The organism is Thiorhodococcus fuscus, assembly GCF_042682685.1.
GTDB classification, from domain to species: domain Bacteria; phylum Pseudomonadota; class Gammaproteobacteria; order Chromatiales; family Chromatiaceae; genus Imhoffiella; species Imhoffiella fuscus.
Window position 1 is genome coordinate 1 of sequence record NZ_JBHUHX010000040.1, and the last position, 19719, is coordinate 19719.

Consider the following 19719-nt stretch of genomic DNA (forward strand, 5'->3'; position numbering starts at 1 on the left):
TAGCACCTCGCGGGCACGGAACAAAGGATAGCTCCGTCGCGGCAGATAATCACACGGGACGTAACATCTAAGATAAAGCCACGTGCAGTGATAAAGCCTTGGGATTAGGTCATGACTTCGTCGCGATCTAGTGATAGCAAGCTTAGCGCTCAAGTTGCCTGATCGACTGCCCAGATGAGCTGTGCTGAGCGTTCATCCGTTTGACGAGGTTTCAGGATCAGAACCATCGCGTCTTCATTTTGCAGGTAGTGTCGCGACCAACAGCCAGGTTCTACGCCTACTAGCGACCCTTCGTGAACGGTGATGTGCACGCGGGTTTCATCTGACTTGAAGCTCGCCTGTATGGGATTCCAGGAGGTGACTGACCAAGTGCCCGGAACGATCAGTCGGACTTTGGCGCCATTCGTCGCTCCTATCCAGTCATCCGTACAACGTAAGCCACGGGTGCTGAGTTGCAATTCACGCTGAAATCGGACGCCTGGCAGTTGAAGCGCGCCACTGACCCGTCCTCCAGTCTCTTCCATGGTGTGACCTGTGAGCTGCGCCGAGGCCATGCGACCGACCCGGAAGCAACCCTTGTATTCAACAGGCTCTCTCCCCTCGAGGGCAGGGCCGTTGTGACTGTCGGCTGAGCGCTCGAAACGCCGACGTGGCCCTGTTGAATACTGATAGGTTCCAGGATCGACGATGAAGCGTTTCCCTACCACATCAAGCTCGATTGCCAGGAAATCGGCGTGGCCATGGCCAGGGTTCCAGCGCGGTCCGATCGGACCAGCATCGAAGAGAGCGAAAAACGCTCCAGCCTCTAGGCGTGCGTAGCCTGCCGTGGGTAGCCGTTCCAATGGGCCGAAATCCTGTTTCGCCGCAATCGTCGAGGGCGGAGGCACTTCCCCAAACCAGCTATCGTTGAAGAGCGCGATCTCACCGTCGGGATGCGTCATGAAACGCCAAGCTCGAACCGCCTGTTGGTAACGCTCACTAGCAAGCTGACGTGTGGCTGTCGTTAGGAATTCAGTTTCCGCGAAGATGTGCAGCGCCATGACCGTCAGTCCTTGATACATGGCTGAACGCTCGGCTAATAGACCATCGTCGAGGACGCTGGCCTTGATGATATCCCGCACGTCTCTGTCGAGTCGCCGCGCAAGACGCGCAGGCACGGTCTCGACGCAGTTGAAATAGAGACAGAGCGCGGCGAGGTTGCGCTCCACATGGTTATTCTTCAGCTCATGCTCGACGTTGGCCAGCACGAAGCCAATGTTCCAGCGCAGGAACGCTTCGATCTGATCGCAGAGCGACTCGGGAAGATCACGGGTCTGACGTGCAAGCAGGTAGCCGCACAAAACGGCTAGGATGCGGTGTGAGACGCTGTAAGGAAACCAGTACGACGAAAAGCATCCCGAGACACCAAAATCGGCCTGCTCGCGATAACTGGCGATGAGTTGTGCGACGGCTTCTAGGTGCGTAGCGGTACCAGACATCAGCATTGGGCATATGAAGCCCATGTGCCCAAGCTTCATGCGCCAGAGATGAAAGTCGCTTTCAGCTTCGACCTGATGATGCCAGTCGATCGCGCGGGGGGAGCCGAAGTCTACCGTCTGGCCGAAGAAGCGAAAAGTGCCGCTGGCGGCAGCGTCGATGACATCAATGTATTCATTGTAGTAATAGGGCGAGACTACTCGCGCCATGTCCAGTGCCGCAGACCCTGGTACCGCGATTGGGGGCAGTTGTATCGCTAACTGCTCAATGTATCGAGCATAGACAGTAGGAAACCGGTGGGCGACGCTATTTCGGATCTGGCGCTTGAGATGATAAGCAACCATCTTTGGCGATAAGCGGGAGACTGCTCGGGACGTTGCAATGCTGACCATTGGACATCTAACCAATAGGGCAGGAAGGTGCGCGGCATGTGTGTCGGATCGTCATTGTTGGCTCATCCCTTCACGAGCGGCTTCGGCCAAAGCGAATAAATTAGCTGGGCGTGTGGTGCCAACAAGGGGGAGAGCGATCTCGGGGGAACGTATCATTTCGATGACCCGAGATCGGACAAAAGCCGCAGGATCGGTAGTGGCAGAAATCGTCGCGGCTCCACCGAGAATCTCGCGAGCAATGACCGCAACGTCGTTCTCGGCGGCCCGCCGGACAACACCATCAAAATCGTGGTTTCCGGGCAGAAGCGGTAGCTGCAAGGCACGAATGCGGGGGTCGGGCAGTGCCGCCTCAGCGGCAGGAACATCATCGACCGAGGCACCGATGATGCCGATTTTCCCCGCCACTTGAGCCTTTTCTAGGACATCCAGGGCTTCACCCAGGGCGAGAATATCAGCAGGAGGGCTGTGCAACATGAAAACATCGATCCGGTCGCGTTTTAATCGGCGCAGGCTGCCGTGGATGCTGCTAAGGAGAAAAGGCTCATCCCAGCGACTCGGCATGGGCTTGGCTCGTGCGGAGGCTATCCCACGCCGAGCTTTCTGAGATCGGCGCGTGACTCCTCGCAATACCCCCTTCAATGGCACTAGCATGCGCCTTGGCCACGGGAAATATTTCCCTGCTTTGGAGCAAATGACGCAATCGTTATGCCTACCTAGAGCTTCGCCTATAAGCTTTTCGCTATCGCCTTGACCGTAGACATTCGATGTGTCGAAGAAACGGATTCCCAAATCGAACGCTCGTTGCAGCAGAACTTTTGCCTCTCTACCTGAGGCTCCGTTAACTGAACCGAGGCGGCTACAGCCAAGACCAAGTGGCAAAGTATCTATTGAAATAATATCTCTGCTCATTGGATGTAAATCCCATGTATTGCTAATCCAAAAAAAGTAGTGCAGGCGATAGCGTGTAACCGAACAGCCGAAAGTGGGCGTGTAAACGGAGCGCCGAATTACTTTATACGCGTACCACAGCCAAGGCACATCATCCCAATATCCACTTAAGCATCGAATGCCTGGGCAGAAACTTAGCCAATTGGTTTCAAACCCCAGAGCTTGTAACAATATTCAGTAATGCCATGCTTCAAGGATATTACGAAGAGTGTGATCTATTTCTGGTTGCAAAGCTACTGGGATTTCTAATCGCCAGCTATCAATCTGGCCAGAACGAAAAGTGTTTGACTCACCAAACAACAATTTCACTGCGTTACTGCGAGAATTCTCAGGTATTCCGAGTCTGTCAGCGATGACCTTCGTTACATTGGTCTGATGATTGTCGTTTCCGCCGCCCTTTGCTCCAATAAGTTCTTCAAATCGCACTAGCAATGCGTCTTGTAAATCCAACCAAGGCTGAAGCATATAACATCGATTTATCATAGGCTCCAGATAGGCCTTACCTGCCCATCCTCCCCTAAATGCCACTTCGTAGCGTTGCTCGTGCGAGAGGCTATTAAAATATTTGTGCATCGGGTGTCGGCGTTCCTTAACTACATAGTGTACGAACGAATTAAGAACTGCCCGAGGGTCCCGAATCATTACTATCACTTGCGCGTCGATCTTTGACGCAAGATCAAGGAAGCAGTGGCTGTAGCCAAAGTGACCGATCAAAAATTGACCATCCTTTAGAGAGGAAAATCGACGATCAACAAGGTGCCGCTTGACGGGGCGTATATAATCACCACCCAGTGGATAACCGTAGTCTAGTATAGGGGTTGTCAGTGGATCGAACGGGATTTGCCGGAAAGATAACCGAACTTTGGTTAATCCTGATAAACATAAAAAACGCGACAATAGATTGGTGCCGGCTTTTGGCATCGAATTGATAAATGCTTTCTTCATACTTTTGCTCCAAGAGTAACGCATTCGTGACAGATAGAATAAAAAATTTGAGACGGCTGAGTAAGTCTGCAGAATTTTTGCAACAACGCAATTTCTATAAGCGCCTCTGCAGAATTGCAAATGCGGAATAGAAACCGCTAGCGTTAATTTAGCAGAGAAGAAGTTTATGAAAAGTCTTGATGATAAGTTGCCATAAATAGTATGGGTTTCTGGTGGTGGTGATTCACTTCATTGGTTCATTTTAGTATTTTTGGTGTGTGTTGATTATGTCTGACTGTAAGCCGTATGCCGGAAAATAAAAGCATTGCAAACGGGATCGCGGCTTCAACGGCAACAAATGGCCAAGCACGAAAATAGAGAAATAACGTAAGGGCAAGCCAAATAAAGAAAACTGATGGCCACCTCTCAATGGTTAGGTCGTAAAATAGTCTTGTCGTCCAAAAAATATATGTTACCAATAAGGGGAAAAAGATAAATATAGAAAAATGATAGTTGAAAAAAATAATTGAGTTATCAATAGTGTTGCCCTCCCATATTTTTGGGTCGCCAATCGATGCCGCTTGACCTATGCCTTCTGGAAGCGAGAATAAGGAAATATTAAAAATGTTTTGAAGGTAAAAAAGATATTGCCCATCTCCGGTTGCGGTAACTTCACCAATGGATAATTGTGCGGTCTTTAGTAACAGCTGTTCGATAGTGCGATCAGGAAGACCAATTTCGCTAAGCAAATTGGAATAGTAAACAAGGTTTAAATAAATAGACATTGTGTCTAAACGGATTAAATAAAAGGCGGCGGTAACCAATGCTGTGCATATTAATATTGCCATTAATGGCTTGAGCCGAAGCGTTGAATTGATTGCTGTGTTGTAAAAAATAGAAATCGCTAGCAATGCAAGTACAATAACCACCTGGCGATAGGATGTGCTTGTAGATATGGTGGCCAAAATCAATAAGCCAACTATAGCTCCGATACCTGCTTTGGCGCGCACGTAGTACAATGTAAGTATCATGCCTGAAAATAACGGGGGGAAGAACCTTGCCGAGAATATGCCCATATGACTTTCGATAGCATGAAATATACTGCCTGCCGCGAAGAGCCCGCCCCATGCAAGAAGGTTGAAAAAATTGGCGAGGTAAATAAAACGTAGCGCACTTTCAAGCGGTAATGCTCGAAGAATAAAATAGGTCGCTATAAGCGCCAGCATGGCGCGTAAGTCTGGATAATAAGATTTAAAGGCTATTCCCTTTAAAATGCTTTCAAGTAAAAAGGGTGAAAGAGCAAAAAAACCTAGAGACATTCCTGTCAGGGCGCTAATGGAAACACGTTTGGATATGCCTTTGTGTATAAGGATGGCAATGATAATGATGAAAACGATTGGGATCTCAACGGCATAGCCGAAACCAAATGTGAACAGGTGCATAGGAAGAGGGGATAGTAGAAATACAGCAATCAAAGCAGAGATAACTATGAGTTTTTGCTCGCTCGTATTTTTTATGGAAGCTAAAGAAGTCATTTTATTGAAAGCGCTTTAAGTTATCACTGATCGTATGCAGGCGTCTGTTTATTATTATTTCGACAGATCTTAATCGCATTTACTTTTATGCGGCGATTTCGTTAAATGCATAGATATTGCCCAGAGAGCGATTGTGTTGACAAATCCAACAACGAGTAACGATAGAGATGGGCTAACTTCTTCAAGGCTGGATGCTAGAAAAAGATTCAAAAAGACTGTTATCGACAGAAAGGCGATAATATGAAGTAGAGGTAAATGACTGAAGACTTTAGATGCAAGCACATCGTGACGATTAGCTAGTCTAAATGCGATAATGCCAATGCTTGCCTGTGATAAGGAGTATATGATACTGAATAGTACAACATTCTGCCAAATGATGAGTAGAGTCGATCCTAAAAAAAGGGTTATTACAACTCTAATGAGAGTTAGGTGGGCAAGCTGCTTCGTATTGCCGAAAGCCTGAGCTGTCCAGTATAATGGTGTCGTGATTCCCATTATGAAGGTCCCTATCAATAGCGCGCGCAACGATATCTCAAGCTCTAAGCTAGAGTGGCCGAGCCAAAATTCGAAAAGCGAGCCAGCGTGGATTGCAATAGCCAACATTGGCATGCCGACCATCACGATCTGTCCGAAGACGGCATCGCAGAGCAGCTGGATCACTCGCTCCCGATCAATATCGCCCTGCATCTGCGAGAGGCCAGGCAGCAATCCCCGTAGGGCTGCGCTAATTGATTGATTGATGACTGCTGGAATGCGCTGAGCGACGGTAAATACACCTAAAGTGGTAGGGCCAGCAATTACCGATATCAATAGCCGTGACAGTGGGTCTAATGCCCTTTGTACCAGTGCCAGCACTCCAAATCCTTTAGTCATGATGACAATGTGTATCATTGGGCTGAGCGGTCCTCGTAGCCTAAAATGTTTTCGTATCATCCACTGCGCGAGGAGTATTTCGGCGATAGCGCCGAGCAATAGCGCTCCACTAAAGGCCAACTTTGACTGAGCGGGCATGGCAAAATACAGGCCGAGCGCAGCCCCCGTTTGCACAACGACGCGCAGCACGGTCTTCACGTTGAACCAGTACTGTTCATGCTGCCCCATGCGAATCGCGATCAACCAGTTCGAGGCCAACTGCGCCACGCCCGCAAGCACGGTCAGGCACAGCGGGAGCCCCCATGCTGCATTGATCCGATCGGCAAATATTGCTGCGACCATGAATAGCATGGCAACGACAGTCAACACGAGTAGTAGAGTACGGAGTTTCGGTGCTGCTGCCTTGATGCCCTCCAACCCGATCTGATATGTCAGCGCATTTGTGATACCGAAATCAGCAAGTAGAACAAAAAGTAATATCGCGTTCAGGAACGACCAGTCCCCCACAAGCTCCAAGCCACCCAGTCGGGTCAGTATGCCGAGTAGTATGAGGTTCAGACCTGCATTAGCCATGAAGGCAATCAGCACGATCACGCGGGAGCGCGCCAAATTCCGCCGAACTAGCACCTCTTGTTCAGCGCCATCTATGATTTTCGGCTGTTGGTCGGCAGTCATTGCAGGACGCGCTTTGGATTCTCGGACACTGCGGCAGCAAAATCTTCCGCCCGAGCCTGCCATGAGAACGCCGCTGCACAGTCAGCGAAGGCCCTATTGTGAAGGCTGTTCAACCGGTCGAGATCATCCATCGTATCGCAGACGAGGTTGACCAGCATCGGTAGATCGGGTGCATCCAGATAGCCAGCGGAGCGGTCGGTCGGGAGACCAGAGATGGCGCCTCGTAAGCCGATGATCGGCAGGCGTTGGAACACCTGTGTCAGCAGACGCAGTTTGAACCCACCTCCCAAGGTATCCGCGATCACCCCCATCCGCGCGGAGGCAAACAGCGCATCCAAAGCATCGACGAAACCCAGTACGGTTGCCTCGGGATAGTCTTTGCGCAACTGCTGAGAGAGGGTTTCATCCATGTCGCCAGCGATTACCATTTCGATGCCAGCCGCAGTCAAGCGGTCATAAGCCGCAACCATCCACTCCAGCAGGATCTGGCGCTTCTGCTCGGAGCGCCGACCACCGAGAATCAATACGCGACGCGGTGTTTCCTCCGTTATCTTCCGCTGATAAACGATGGGGCCGTCATAGCCTGGCGGTATGGGCAAGTACTTTCGGCCCGGTGCAACGAGGCGGAACGGCTCGATATCGTTGGTGTTGATGACGGTGACGATGTCGCAATGGCGCAGTAGCCGCTCTTCGCTGTTGCGGACTTTTTGAAGGTCGCGGATGGCCATCAGTCGCTTTGGCCAGTTCATGGCATAGCTGTCATATTTGGCGCGGCGCATGGGGTATTCATATTCATGCGAGACATAGACTAGGCGCATTCCCGGGTGTGCGTCCCGGTAGCGCATCACCTTGGGTAGCGCATGCGCTGTACCTAGGTTGTCTAGTAGGATGATGTCCCAAGAGTCCTTCAAGAGTTGATCGAGCGCGGTGTGGTAACTCCGCGTAGCGCCTTTCCACGCAATCAGAGGCCAGCGTGACAGCACAGATCCAGCGCGCCCCGCACGCGGCGGGTCGACGACATGCCAGATGATTTCAGGGGGTTGTTGGTGCTCGGATGCGCTGTCGGCGCACAGCACGGTCATCCGGGCGATGTGCGACATTGCTTCGATGACGCCACGCGAATAGACCGCATCTCCAGCGACAGCCGGCGGATATGGATAGACCTTCGCCAAGAAAAGCACACGTGGTTTGTGCTCTTCGCTCAAGGCTGAATGCTCCATTGATCCCTCGCCTTTCCGTTTCATCGCGACTTTGCTGGTGCCCAAGTCGCGACTGTCTGACCGCGCATGGCCCGTATGATACCTAACAAGGTAGCGATCAATGCCAAGACGATTTCAGCGACCGTTGCGATCGGTCCATGCTTGACTTTGTAGCCCAAGAGGGCCGCTATCACTATAGCCATGAGTGCCGCGATTCCAAGAACGGGCGAGATGAGCATGCTCAACAACAGCGTCAGCACCATGCCGAGGATCAGGAATAGGCCGCCGAACCAACGCATCAGTTTGCGTGAGCCATACTTGAATTTGTCGATTACGGTCATGCCTACTAGTTGAGGAGTCAAGTAAAGGTGGGTGTGATAGGCGCGGGCGGCGATGCGGATCTTGCGGGAAAACTCATCACCACGTTCCGCAACGAGCCGTTCATAGGCGACGATATCTTCGACCTTGAGCAGGCGCTTACCGGCGAAGACCACGGCCATCGAGACTGTCAGGTCGTCCAGTACGGTGTCGGGGAACTCGGGATAGAGCGCGCGGCGTATGGAAAAGATCGATCCGTCCGCACCCATCACGTTTCCAGTGCGCGATTCCTCCGCTTTGAGCCATTCTTCAAGTCGCCAATAAAGCCCACCGATTCGAGCCGTCTCGGATTCCGCGCTCCCGAGGTATTTCAGCGCGCCACAGACACCACCAATTTCAGAATCGGCATACCATGCGAATAGGTTATCAATGGCATCTGCATCCAGCAGCACATTGGCGTCGGTGAAGATCAGAATGTCGCCCGTTGCGAGGGCGGCGAGCTGCTTCATGCCATGGGCTTTACCATTGCGGCCACTGCCCTGGATCACGTTCAGGAGGTCTTGCCGAGCTCGTAACTTCCGGTAGGTATCGTCCGAGGAGCCATCATCGAAGGCGAGTACCTCGAGATCTGGATGGCGCGCTTTCAAGGATTCGATGTTGCTCAGCTTTTCACCGATCACCCCGCCTTCGTTGTAAGCGCAGAACACCAAGGTCGCGCGGCATCGGTAATCGGGGTTGCGCTTGATGGGTTGGGACGGCAGTATTTTCAGCAGCAGCGGATAAATCGAATAGGGGTAGATGACAATCAAAAGGCAGAATGTCAGGGCAATGCTCGTCGCGAGAATCATGACAGAAGCTCGTCCAGAAGTGAGCTGGTGAAGGTTACGGGATGATGCGCTTGTAGAAAGTCATCGTTGCATGGTCTGGTGCCGCTGGTATTGGCGGCTTCCAGCGCACGGGCCAAGGCGCGCGGGTCAGTCGTGTCGACGGCGAATCCGAGGTCATAGCGTTCCATCTGGTAGCCGATCAGGCCGGTGCGCTGGCTGATAAGCGGCTTCCTCGCCGCCGTTGCCCAGAACAACACACCCGAAGATCCAATATGGTTTTCGTAGGGTGCGAGAACTACATCACAATCGATGACTTCTTGCGCTAGGGTTTCGTCGGATACGAAGTCATTGAGGCATTCAATGGTTATTTCGGGGAAGGCGTTGCGTGCGGCATCTATACGCTCCATGAACGCTTCGCAGTCTTGTGGCGGGATGCGACCCACGAAGCGTAATACCATTGAATCGCGTAGACCCTGCCTTAGGTACAACAGGGATTCGAGTATCGTGAAGATTCCCTTTCGACGGCTCAACGAGCCGAACAGTAGGAACACCCGACGACCATCGGTACGTAATCGTCTTTCCCGTGCATGAAGAAGCGACAGGTCTGGCGCGGGATCCGGGAGAAAGGTGAGTATTCCTGCCAAGCTTGGCGCGATGGTTTGGGGAGCAACTTCGTCCAATGTGAATAGTCGGCGCACAGCTCCGCGATGGGCTGCTAGATAAGTGCCCCAACGTCTCATGCTGTCGAGCTTATGGCGTATTGATGATGGATAGTTATACGCATTAGGCGGGCGGAAAATAATGCCTGAGATTTGACCCTCTACATGTCGGCGATCTAGTACGGCGCCAAGAATCGCATGATCAAAGAAGGGTAAGAAAAGCTGCCCGCCGCATTCTTGAAGCGTTCTGCGCGCAAAAGACCATTGCGCAAGCCCGCGTGCTGTCAGATGCATTTGGCGCAAGGGAATGAGTTGTGCTTCAGATAGGATCTGAAGCTCTAAACTACTTGTCTCAACAACGTCGGTGAGTCTTTGCGCCATAGTGTCGCTTGTTATCAGGCGCAGCCGAGAAATGCGGGCGTCCCTTGCAGCCGTAAGTAGGATCATACGGGCCCAAAGGGTGCGGTGGCCGGTTTCAAACGGCTCGAAATATGTTAAGCAGGTCATGAATTTACCGCTTGCAACCAATAGCGATTGAATGATTGCTAGTGCGTGTGCTATTGCTCCAAGAGGAAATCATAGATGCGATCGGCGCATGTTTATGAATACTTAATAAGCTGGCATCAATAGACATACGTCAGTTTGTGGAACATGCCGAGATTGACGAATGCTTACTCATTACGAAGGAGTGTGGTAAAGCCTTCGCGGTTGCAGAGCTGGTCGCGCTCGGCTTCCTTCAGATCCTCGCGCATCATCTCGCTGACCAGCTCGCTGAAGCCGACCTCCGGGGTCCAGCCGAGCTGCTCGCGGGCCTTGGTCGGATCGCCGAGCAGGGTCTCGACCTCGGTGGGGCGGAAATAGCGCGGGTCGACGGCGACGATGCAGGCGTTGGTGGCCTGGTCATAGCCCTTTTCGTCGACACCCTGGCCTGCCCAGCGGATGCGGATGCCCACCTCGGCGGCGGCGATGTCGACGAATTCGCGCACGCTGTGCTGCTCTCCGGTGGCGATGACATAGTCCTCGGGGGCGTCCTGCTGGAGCATGAGCCACTGCATGCGGACATAGTCGCGGGCATGGCCCCAGTCGCGCTTGGCGTCGAGGTTGCCGAGATAGAGCCGCTCCTGTAGTCCGAGCTTGATGCGCGCCAGGGCGCGGGTGATCTTGCGGGTGACGAAGGTCTCGCCTCGAATCGGGCTCTCGTGGTTGAAGAGGATGCCGTTGCAGGCGTAGATGCCGTAGGCCTCGCGGTAGTTGACCGTGATCCAGTAGGCGTAGAGCTTGGCGACCGCATAGGGCGAGCGCGGATAGAAGGGCGTGGTTTCGCGCTGGGGGATCTCCTGCACCAGGCCGTAGAGCTCGGAGGTGGAGGCCTGGTAGAAGCGGGTCTTCTTCTCTAGACCCAAAATGCGGATGGCCTCCAGCACGCGCAGCGGGCCGAGCGCGTCCGAGTTGGCGGTGTACTCGGGTTCCTCGAAGGAGACCGCAACATGGCTCTGGGCCGCGAGGTTGTAGATCTCGTCCGGCTGCACCTGTTGGATGATGCGGATCAGGCTGGAGGAATCCGTCATGTCGCCGTGATGCAGGACGAAGCGGCGGTCCGTGGCGTGCGGATCCTGGTAGAGATGATCGATGCGGTCGGTATTGAACAGCGAGGAGCGGCGCTTGATGCCGTGGACCTCGTAGCCCTTCTCCAGCAGCAGCTCCGACAGATAGGCGCCGTCCTGTCCGGTGACGCCGGTGATCAATGCCTTCTTCACGCTCAGCTCCTCATGTTCTGCCGGTTGTTGAGGAACCAGGCATAGGTCTGTTGTAACCCCTCGCGCAGCCCGGTTCGGGCCTGCCAGCCCAGTGACCGGAGACGCGAGACGTCCATCAGCTTTTGGGGCGTGCCATCGGGCTTGCTGGTGTCGAAGGTCAGTTCGCCCGCGAAGCCGATGATGTCGGCGAGGGTCTCGGCCAGTTCGCGGATGCTGATGTCGGTGCCGGCGCCGATGTTGATGTGCGAGAGCATCGGCTGGGTGTGGGCCTGAATGGTCTCCAGCGGCAGGCCCATGACGTGCAGACAGGCCTCGGCCATGTCGTCGACGTGGAGGAACTCGCGGCGCGGGGTGCCGGTGCCCCAGATGGCGACGCTGGTGGCTTGGCGCTCCTTGGCCTCGTGCAGCTTGCGCATCAGGGCCGGGATGACGTGGCTGTGCTCCAGGTCGAAGTTGTCGCCGGGGCCGTAGAGGTTGGTTGGCATGACACTGCGAAAGTCGGTGCCGTACTGGCGGTTGTAGGACTCGCAGAGCTTGATGCCGGCGATCTTGGCGATGGCATAGGGTTCGTTGGTCGGCTCCAGGGTACCGGTCAGCAGCGCCTCCTCGGCCATGGGCTGGGGCGCCAGGCGCGGATAGATGCAGGAGCTGCCGAGCAGCAGCAGACGCTTGACGCCTGAGCGGTAGGCCGCGTGGATGACGTTGGCCTCCATCATCAGGTTCTGATAGATGAAGTCGGCCGGATAGCGGTTGTTGGCCCAGATGCCGCCGACCTTGGCGGCGGCGAGGATGACGTGATCCGGGCGCTCGGTGGCGAAGAAGTCATCGACCGCCGCCTGGTTGGTGAGATCCAGCTCGGCGTGGGTGCGGGTGAGCACGTCCACGCCGTCGGTCTGCTCCAGCCGGCGGTGGATGGCCGAGCCGACCATGCCGCGATGGCCGGCGAGGTAGATCCGGCCGGTCAGCGGATCGGGTGTGTCTTTGTCTGGAGTGCTCACTGGGGATGTTGGTCTGATTGGGGTTGGGTGTCGGCGTGTGTTTCCATGCGGCGCAATACGCTTCGCTATTGCGCCCTACGGTTTGGTGGATTAGTAGGCGTTCACGTCTTTTTTGATCAGCAGCATCAGTGTCTTGAGGATGGTCAGCAGGTCGAGGAAGACGCTCCAGTTCTCGATGTAGTAGAGGTCGTGCTCGACGCGCTTTTCGATCTTCTCGCGGGTGTCGGTTTCGCCGCGCCAGCCGTTGCATTGTGCCCAGCCGGTGATGCCGGGCTTGACGCGGTGGCGGCTGGCGTATTGGTCGACGACTTCTTGATAGAGCTGGTCGCCCGCCTTGGCGCGCGTGGCGTGCGGGCGTGGGCCGACGATCGACATGTCGCCCTGGATGACGTTGAAGAGCTGGGGCAACTCGTCGATGCTGGTCTTGCGGATGAAACGCCCGACGCGGGTGATGCGCGGGTCATCCTTGGTGGCGAGGCGCTCGGCGTTCACGTCCGTCATGTCGGTGTACATGGAGCGGAATTTGTAGACCGGGATCAAATTGTTGTTGAAGCCATAGCGCTTCTGGACGAAGAGCGCACCGCCTTTGGATTCCAGCCGGATCGCCAGCGCGATGAGCGCCAGCAGCGGCGAGAGCAGGATGACGGCCGGGACGGCGATGCAGAGATCCTCGATACGCTTGACGACGGCGCTCCATTCGCTGATGGGGCGGTCTTTGAGGCTGCGCACGGACATGCCGCCGAGACGGAACACCGGACGGTCGGCATAGATAAGGCCCAGCTTGTCGGGGGCGATATAGATGTCCACCGACCATTGGGAGAGCTTCTTGATCAGGCACTGGATGCGGTCGACTGCGCTACGGGGCAGGGCCATGATGATGAGGTCCGGGCCTTTGCCGTGCAGCAGTTGCTCCAGCCGGTCGGTGCGACCGAGCACGGGGACGCCGCGATAGGATTTGGGCAGGCGGCTGGCGCGGTCGTCGAGGAAGCCGACGACCTCGATGCCTTGACCGTCGAAGCGCAGGATGTGGTCCAGGACCTCTTGGCCGCTTTCGCCTGCGCCTAGGATGAGCGCTTGACGGCTCATGAGCGCGCGTTGGGTCGGTTGGTTCAGATACCACGCGAGCGCTAAACGGCTGACGAGGAGATAGGTGATGACGCTGGAGAACCAGGATCCCGTCCACAGCCGCGAGAAATGGCCGGTGATCTTGAAGGTGAAGCCGATGATCAGCAGGCAGCCGAAGGCGAAGAGGATGGCGCCGAAGGTGGCGGTCGGTCGGTTCAGGTGTTGGCGGAACTGGCGCCAGTCGTAGACTCCGCTGTTGAAGGCGAAGAAGCTGAAGGCGGCGATTGCGATGGCGACGAGAAGGGCGTATTCGACGAGGGATTGAGGGCTGCTCGCCATGTCGAGCAGGGCATAGGCCAGTGCGGCCGACAGGGCGATGACGCCGATGTCAACGAAGTACAGCCAATAATGCAGCCGTCCCTTGAGACGGGCTGAAAAATTGCGCGTGTCTCCAAACGTTCTCACCTGAACAAGACTGCCTTCCATACGCCGGTTCCATATAAGCGTTGACGTTCTCGCCGAGCATGCATCTGCCAGTGACCGGGTTGGATCGCTGGTTTGACTCGTCAGAACGGCGTGTACTTTAACGAATTGTGTGATGCAGGTCTATTCCTCTCTGGGCGTGAGGGAGCAGGTCCATGATCTTCTCTCGTCCCCAAGCTGGGCGGTCGCGAAGTAGCGTTTGGGTACGCGGTCGGTATGACGATGGAATGGCGGGGTGGATGTTTCTGGCGCTTATACTCTGGCGCTCATGCGGCGCAATACGCTGTCGCTATTGCGCCCTACGGGGGAATCGTCTTATTCGTTGTGTTGGAGGGTGGTGAAGCCTTCGCGGTTGCAGAGCTGGTCGCGTTCGGCCTCGGTCATGTCCTCTCGCATCATCTCGCTGACCAGTTCTGCGAAGCTGACCTCCGGGGTCCAGCCGAGTCGCTCGCGGGCCTTGGTCGGATCGCCGAGCAGGGTCTCGACCTCGGTGGGGCGGAAGTAGCGCGGGTCGACGGCGACGATGCAGGCATTGGTGTCCCGGTCGTAGCCCTTTTCCTCGACGCCTTGACCTTCCCAGCGGATGCGGATGCCCACCTCGGCGGCGGCGATGTCGACGAATTCGCGCACGCTGTGTTGCTCGCCGGTGGCGATGACATAGTCCTCGGGGGCTTCCTGCTGGAGCATGAGCCACTGCATGCGGACATAGTCGCGGGCATGGCCCCAGTCGCGCTTGGCGTCGAGGTTGCCGAGATAGAGCCGCTCCTGCAGACCGAGCTTGATACGGGCCAGGGCGCGGGTGATCTTGCGGGTGACGAAGGTCTCGCCTCGAATCGGGCTCTCGTGGTTGAAGAGGATGCCGTTGCAGGCGTAGATGCCGTAGGCCTCGCGGTAGTTGACCGTGATCCAGTAGGCGTAGAGCTTGGCCACCGCATAGGGCGAGCGCGGATAGAAGGGCGTGGTCTCGCGCTGGGGGATCTCTTGCACCAGGCCGTAGAGCTCGGAGGTGGAGGCCTGATAGAAGCGGGTCTTCTGCTCCAGACCGAGGATGCGGATGGCCTCCAGCACGCGCAGCGGGCCGAGGGCGTCCGAATTGGCGGTGTATTCGGGCTCCTCGAAGGATACGGCGACATGGCTCTGGGCGGCGAGGTTGTAGATCTCGTCCGGCTGCACCTGTTGGATGATGCGGATCAGGCTGGATGAATCCGTCATGTCGCCGTGGTGCAGGACGAAGCGGCGGTCCGTGGCGTGCGGATCCTGGTAGAGATGATCGATGCGGTCGGTGTTGAAGAGGGAGGAGCGGCGCTTGATGCCGTGGACTTCGTAGCCCTTCTCCAGCAGCAGCTCCGACAGATAGGCGCCGTCTTGGCCGGTGACGCCGGTGATCAATGCCTTCTTCACGTTCAGCTCCTCATGTTCTGCCGGTTGTCGAGGAACCAGGCATAGGTCTGTTGTAACCCCTCGCGTAGCCCGGTTCGGGCCTGCCAGCCCAATGCCTGGAGGCGCGAGACGTCCATCAGCTTCTGGGGCGTGCCGTCGGGTTTGCTGGCGTCGAAGCTCAGTTCGCCCGCGAAGCCGATGATGTCGGCGAGGGTCTCGGCCAGCTCGCGGATGCTGATGTCGGTGCCGGCGCCGATGTTGATGTGCGAGAGCATCGGCTGTGTGTGGGCCTGGATGGTCTCCAGCGGCAGGCCCATGACGTGCAGACAGGCCTCGGCCATGTCGTCGACATGGAGGAACTCGCGGCGTGGCGTGCCGGTGCCCCAGATGGCGACACTGGGTGATCCGGATTCCTTGGCTTCGTGGAGCTTGCGCATCAGGGCCGGGATGACGTGGCTGTGCTCCAGGTCGAAGTTGTCGCCGGGACCGTAGAGATTGGTGGGCATGACACTGCGGAAGTCGGTGCCGTATTGGCGGTTGTAGGACTCGCAGAGCTTGATGCCGGCGATCTTGGCGATGGCATAGGGCTCGTTGGTCGGCTCCAGGGTGCCGGTCAGCAGCGCCTCCTCGGCCATGGGCTGGGGCGCCAGGCGCGGATAGATGCAGGAGCTGCCGAGCAGCAGCAGACGCTTGACGCCTGAGCGGTAGGCGGCCTGGATGACGTTGGCTTCCATCATCAGGTTCTGATAGATGAAATCGGCCGGATAGCGGTCGTTGGCCCAGATGCCGCCGACCTTGGCGGCGGCGAGGATGACGTGATCGGGGCGCTCGGTGGCGAAGAAGTCATCGACCGCCGCCTGGTTGGTGAGATCCAGGTCGGCGTGGGTGCGGGTGAGCACGTCCACGCCGTCGGTCTGCTCCAGCCGACGCTGGATGGCCGAGCCGACCATGCCGCGATGGCCGGCGAGGTAGATCTTGCCGGTTACTGGCGTGGGACTGGCTTGAGGGGCGGTGGTCATTCCTGTCATGTGCTCGGCGTTCGCGTTGGCTGTTAGTCTGACTGCCTAACGCTTCTTGGGTGGGTTGATGGCCTTTTGCAAGCGTTCGAGGGCGCCTGGGTCGGGTCTGAGGATGGCGGCTACGAGCGGTTTTAGCTCGGGATTGGCCTTGATCCGCTTGATGAAGGCGTTGCGCTTGGGAGACCAGCCCTGTTCGGGGAAGAGGGCGATGATGTCGGGGCGGATGAGTCGCAGTAATTCCGTATCCCAGTAGCCACGCAATCGGGTGGCGAGTTCGAAGCGGTAGAGGACGAGGTTGGGATCGACCGCTGCCATTCGATAGGACTCCTTGAGTGCGCGCAGGGCGTCTTTAGGAGATGCCCGGTAGGTCAGCGCAACATCGGCCAGATAGGTCCAGGTCCGCGGCTGTACAGGGGCGCGGTGCAGACTGGTCGTGAGCGCTGCGATGGCGGCGTTGGCGGCTGTCTCTCGGTCCGCCGGGTCCCTGTCCTCGGTGGTCCGCTTGCCTTCGAGCAACAAGAGCAGGCCGAGTTGGCGTTGCTCCTGCGGCCCGAGCATCTCTTTGGTGGCTCGGCGATAGAGTTCGATGCCCTTCATTAGGCTACGACCCGCGTCATCCGGGCTTTGGAGGCGTTCCTCCTGGGCGACGAAGAAGCGGTTGGGAGGGATCCGCTGCAGGTCCGCGAACAGGGCGCCGCCGGCGGATCTGAGCAGGATGGCTGCGATCAGAGCGACGCCTAGTCCTGCCAGGGTGTCCGCCGCAGTCCATTGCCGGCGACCGCTGCCTCGAACCGCCTCAGTTGGCATAGTAGTCGCCGTAGCGTCCGTAGTAGCTGGCGTAGTCGCCGTAGCCATAGTAGGCATGTCGCTTGACGTCGACCTGGGTCAGGATGGCGCCGCCGAGCGGTGCGCCGGCCTTGCGCAGCAGTTCGAGCGCGTTGCGCACGGCGTCGCGGGCGGTGGACTCCCATTTGACGACGAAGAGCGCGACGTCGACGTAATGGCTGATGATGACCGCGTCGGAGACCGCGAGCAGCGGCGGGGTGTCGATGATGACGAGGTCGTAGCGTTCGTCTGCGTCTGTTACCAGGCGTTTCATCCGATCCGACTGCAGCAGGGTCTGCGGATAGTCGGTCTTGCCGCCGGCCAAGATCAGATCCAGGCCGGTTGCGCCGTCCTTGAACAGACACTCCTCCCAATGCTCGACTGCGCCGGAGAGATATTGGGCGATTGATGGTGCCTTCTCGTCGGTCTCGATCATGGATTTGGCGATGTTGGCACGCCGCAGGTCGGCCTCGATATAGAGCACCTTGAGATTGCCGGCCCTGGAGAGCAGCAGGGCCAGGCTGAGCGAGAAGGTGGTCTTGCCCTCTCCGGGTAGCGAAGAGGTGACGAGCAGCGATTTGGGGCGACTGTCGCCCGGATGTCCGAACATGAGCGAGGTGTAGACGGAGCGGAGTGCCTCCGAATAGGCTGAGGTTGGCTTTTTTACCGCGTAGCGGAAGGGCGTCAGCCCCTTGAGCTTGAGCGCGGTCAGCTTGGGGATCATGCCGAGCCCCTTGATGCGGTTGACCTTCTCGACGTGCTCCAGTGCGCGGAAGCCGTTGTCGAGCGCTTCGAGCAGGAAGGCGAGGCCCAGGCCGACCATTCCCGACAGTACGACAGCGACGGCCAGGATCAGTTTTTTCTTGGGGAAGGATGCCTCAACCGGCATCTCGGCCTGCGAGATGATGCGGGCGTCGGCCTGCTGCAGATCTTCCTGGTTGGAGGTCTCTTTGAAGCGGGAGAGGAAGGTCTCCAGCAGCACGCGGCTGGATTGGGCCTCACGTTCCAGCTCGCGCAGCTCGACTCTGGCCTTTTCGGCCGTGGTGTTCTCTTTCTTGAGGACCTCCAGGTTTTGAGACAGCGTGTCGACCCGCGCCCGAGCGACGCGCACCTCGTTCTCGACGCTCTTGGTGATCTTGGCCGTTTCCTCTGAGATCTTGCCTCGGATGTCGTTCAGCTCGGAGGTGACGGCGATGGTGTCGGGGTGGCGCGGGCCGTAGCGCTTGGCGATCTCGGCGAGCTTGCGCCGAACCTCGGCCTCCTGTTCGCCCAGGCGCTGGATCAGGGGCGAGTTCAGGACCTCTCCGAGCGAGGCGGCGCTGGTACGGCCTCCGAGCCGCGACTTGACTTGGCTGTAACGGGCCTCGGCCTCGGCGAGATCGGTGCGGGCGGTGACCAGTTGCGCATTGAGCTCGGCGAGTTGCTGCTCGTTGACGGTTCCATCCTTGCCTGACTCGATGATTTCGTTCTTTTCCCGATATTCCTGAACCGCCTGCTCGGCGTTGACGACCCGAGTCTTGAGGTCGCCGATGCGTTCGCTGAGCCAGTCGGTGGCGCGCTGGGTGGCCTCGAACTTGGCTTCGAGCTGGTCGGTGAGATAGAGGTTGGCGAGCGTATTGGCCAGCTGCGCGGCCTTCTTGGGGTCTTCGGATTCGAAGGCGATCTGGATGGTGTAGGACAGCTTGGGGTTGCTGACATTCAGTGCCTCGGTCACGGCATCGACGACCTTCGCCTGTTCCATCGCCTGGCGTTCTTCTTCGCTCAGCGTTTCCTCGTCGACCGAGGCGAGACCCAATGCCAACAGCCAATCATGCGAGAGATAGGTCTTGGGGTTGAGCGCCTGGGTGAAGGGGTTGGGTTCGCGCAGTGCCCCGTTGAATTCGGGGTCCTTGGTCAGCTTGAGCGTGTCGACCAACTTGCCGATCAGACGGCGTGATGAGATGACGTCCAGCTCGGTGCGGATGACGCTGGCGTCGGTCGAGAGTCCGGACATGACGGCCTGGATGTCGACCACGGCCTCTTGGCGGGTCTGGAGCGTCAGCAACGCGGAGGCGGTGTAGCGGGGCGTGAGTTGGAAGACGATCAGCAGCGCTAGGCTGGTGATGAACAATACGGATCCCAGAATGACCATGCGGCGGCGCCACAGTGTTCTGAGAAGCTCCTTGATGTCGATCAGGTCCGCGTCGTCGTCGATCTGTGCCGGATCGAACGGGGGCTGCTGCTGAACGGGGTACTGCGCTGACTGCGGGATGCCGGGGTTCACCTTGTCTGAGGCTCCATGAATGATACGTTCCTGCGTGCTCTAGCGCGGCCTTCTCTCACCTCGCATCCCATTAGCCTCGGAGAAGGTGGATGGGCCAGCCCAT

General features: G+C 57.1%; 15 protein-coding genes. All 15 read right to left on the reverse strand.

The window, feature by feature from the left end:
• Positions 1-149: 149 nt before the first annotated feature.
• The 15 genes from ACFSJC_RS14155 to ACFSJC_RS14225 all read right to left on the reverse strand — a co-directional run bounded on the left by ACFSJC_RS14155 (position 150) and on the right by ACFSJC_RS14225 (position 19616).
• Complete coding sequence (locus ACFSJC_RS14155) at positions 150-1685, reverse strand: heparinase II/III domain-containing protein (RefSeq protein WP_386027633.1); 1536 nt, start codon at positions 1683-1685, stop codon at positions 150-152.
• Between the two features lie 234 nt (positions 1686-1919).
• Positions 1920-2777 carry an aldo/keto reductase gene (locus ACFSJC_RS14160; RefSeq protein ID WP_386027634.1) on the reverse strand — a complete coding sequence of 286 codons (858 nt, stop codon included), beginning with the start codon at positions 2775-2777 and terminating at the stop codon, positions 1920-1922.
• A gap of 213 nt (positions 2778-2990) precedes the next feature.
• Positions 2991-3761, reverse strand: coding sequence for a sulfotransferase domain-containing protein (locus tag ACFSJC_RS14165; protein ID WP_386027636.1), 771 nt, complete (start codon positions 3759-3761; stop codon positions 2991-2993).
• Between the two features lie 236 nt (positions 3762-3997).
• Positions 3998-5275 (reverse strand): hypothetical protein, encoded by a 1278-nt coding sequence (locus ACFSJC_RS14170; protein WP_386027637.1) that lies wholly within the window; start codon positions 5273-5275, stop codon positions 3998-4000.
• A 69-nt stretch (positions 5276-5344) separates the two neighbouring features.
• Positions 5345-6823, reverse strand: coding sequence for a lipopolysaccharide biosynthesis protein (locus ACFSJC_RS14175; RefSeq protein ID WP_386027639.1), 1479 nt, complete (start codon positions 6821-6823; stop codon positions 5345-5347).
• Positions 6820-8028 carry a glycosyltransferase gene (locus tag ACFSJC_RS14180; RefSeq protein WP_386027640.1) on the reverse strand — a complete coding sequence of 403 codons (1209 nt, stop codon included), beginning with the start codon at positions 8026-8028 and terminating at the stop codon, positions 6820-6822. Before ACFSJC_RS14180 ends, ACFSJC_RS14175 begins: the two co-directional genes overlap by 4 nt.
• A gap of 35 nt (positions 8029-8063) precedes the next feature.
• Positions 8064-9188, reverse strand: a complete 1125-nt coding sequence (locus tag ACFSJC_RS14185) for a glycosyltransferase (protein ID WP_386027642.1) — start codon at positions 9186-9188, stop codon at positions 8064-8066.
• On the reverse strand, positions 9185-10207 hold the full coding sequence (locus ACFSJC_RS14190; protein WP_386027643.1) for a glycosyltransferase: 1023 nt from the start codon (positions 10205-10207) through the stop codon (positions 9185-9187). Before ACFSJC_RS14190 ends, ACFSJC_RS14185 begins: the two co-directional genes overlap by 4 nt.
• A gap of 290 nt (positions 10208-10497) precedes the next feature.
• Positions 10498-11583, reverse strand: coding sequence for a GDP-mannose 4,6-dehydratase (gene gmd, locus ACFSJC_RS14195; protein ID WP_386027644.1), 1086 nt, complete (start codon positions 11581-11583; stop codon positions 10498-10500).
• 2 nt (positions 11584-11585) lie between these two features.
• Positions 11586-12581, reverse strand: coding sequence for a GDP-L-fucose synthase (fcl, locus tag ACFSJC_RS14200; protein ID WP_386027645.1), 996 nt, complete (start codon positions 12579-12581; stop codon positions 11586-11588).
• Between the two features lie 90 nt (positions 12582-12671).
• Entirely contained in the window at positions 12672-14132 is a 1461-nt protein-coding gene (locus ACFSJC_RS14205; RefSeq protein ID WP_386027646.1) for an undecaprenyl-phosphate glucose phosphotransferase, read from the reverse strand.
• 312 nt (positions 14133-14444) lie between these two features.
• The gene (gmd, locus tag ACFSJC_RS14210) at positions 14445-15530 is read right to left on the reverse strand and encodes a GDP-mannose 4,6-dehydratase (RefSeq protein ID WP_386027647.1); all 1086 of its coding nucleotides are present in this window, start codon (positions 15528-15530) and stop codon (positions 14445-14447) included.
• Between the two features lie 2 nt (positions 15531-15532).
• Positions 15533-16528, reverse strand: coding sequence for a GDP-L-fucose synthase (gene fcl, locus ACFSJC_RS14215; RefSeq protein ID WP_386027649.1), 996 nt, complete (start codon positions 16526-16528; stop codon positions 15533-15535).
• 45 nt (positions 16529-16573) lie between these two features.
• Positions 16574-17335 (reverse strand): hypothetical protein, encoded by a 762-nt coding sequence (locus ACFSJC_RS14220; RefSeq protein ID WP_386027650.1) that lies wholly within the window; start codon positions 17333-17335, stop codon positions 16574-16576.
• On the reverse strand, positions 17325-19616 hold the full coding sequence (locus ACFSJC_RS14225; RefSeq protein ID WP_386027652.1) for a GumC family protein: 2292 nt from the start codon (positions 19614-19616) through the stop codon (positions 17325-17327). Before ACFSJC_RS14225 ends, ACFSJC_RS14220 begins: the two co-directional genes overlap by 11 nt.
• Positions 19617-19719: the final 103 nt, after the last annotated feature.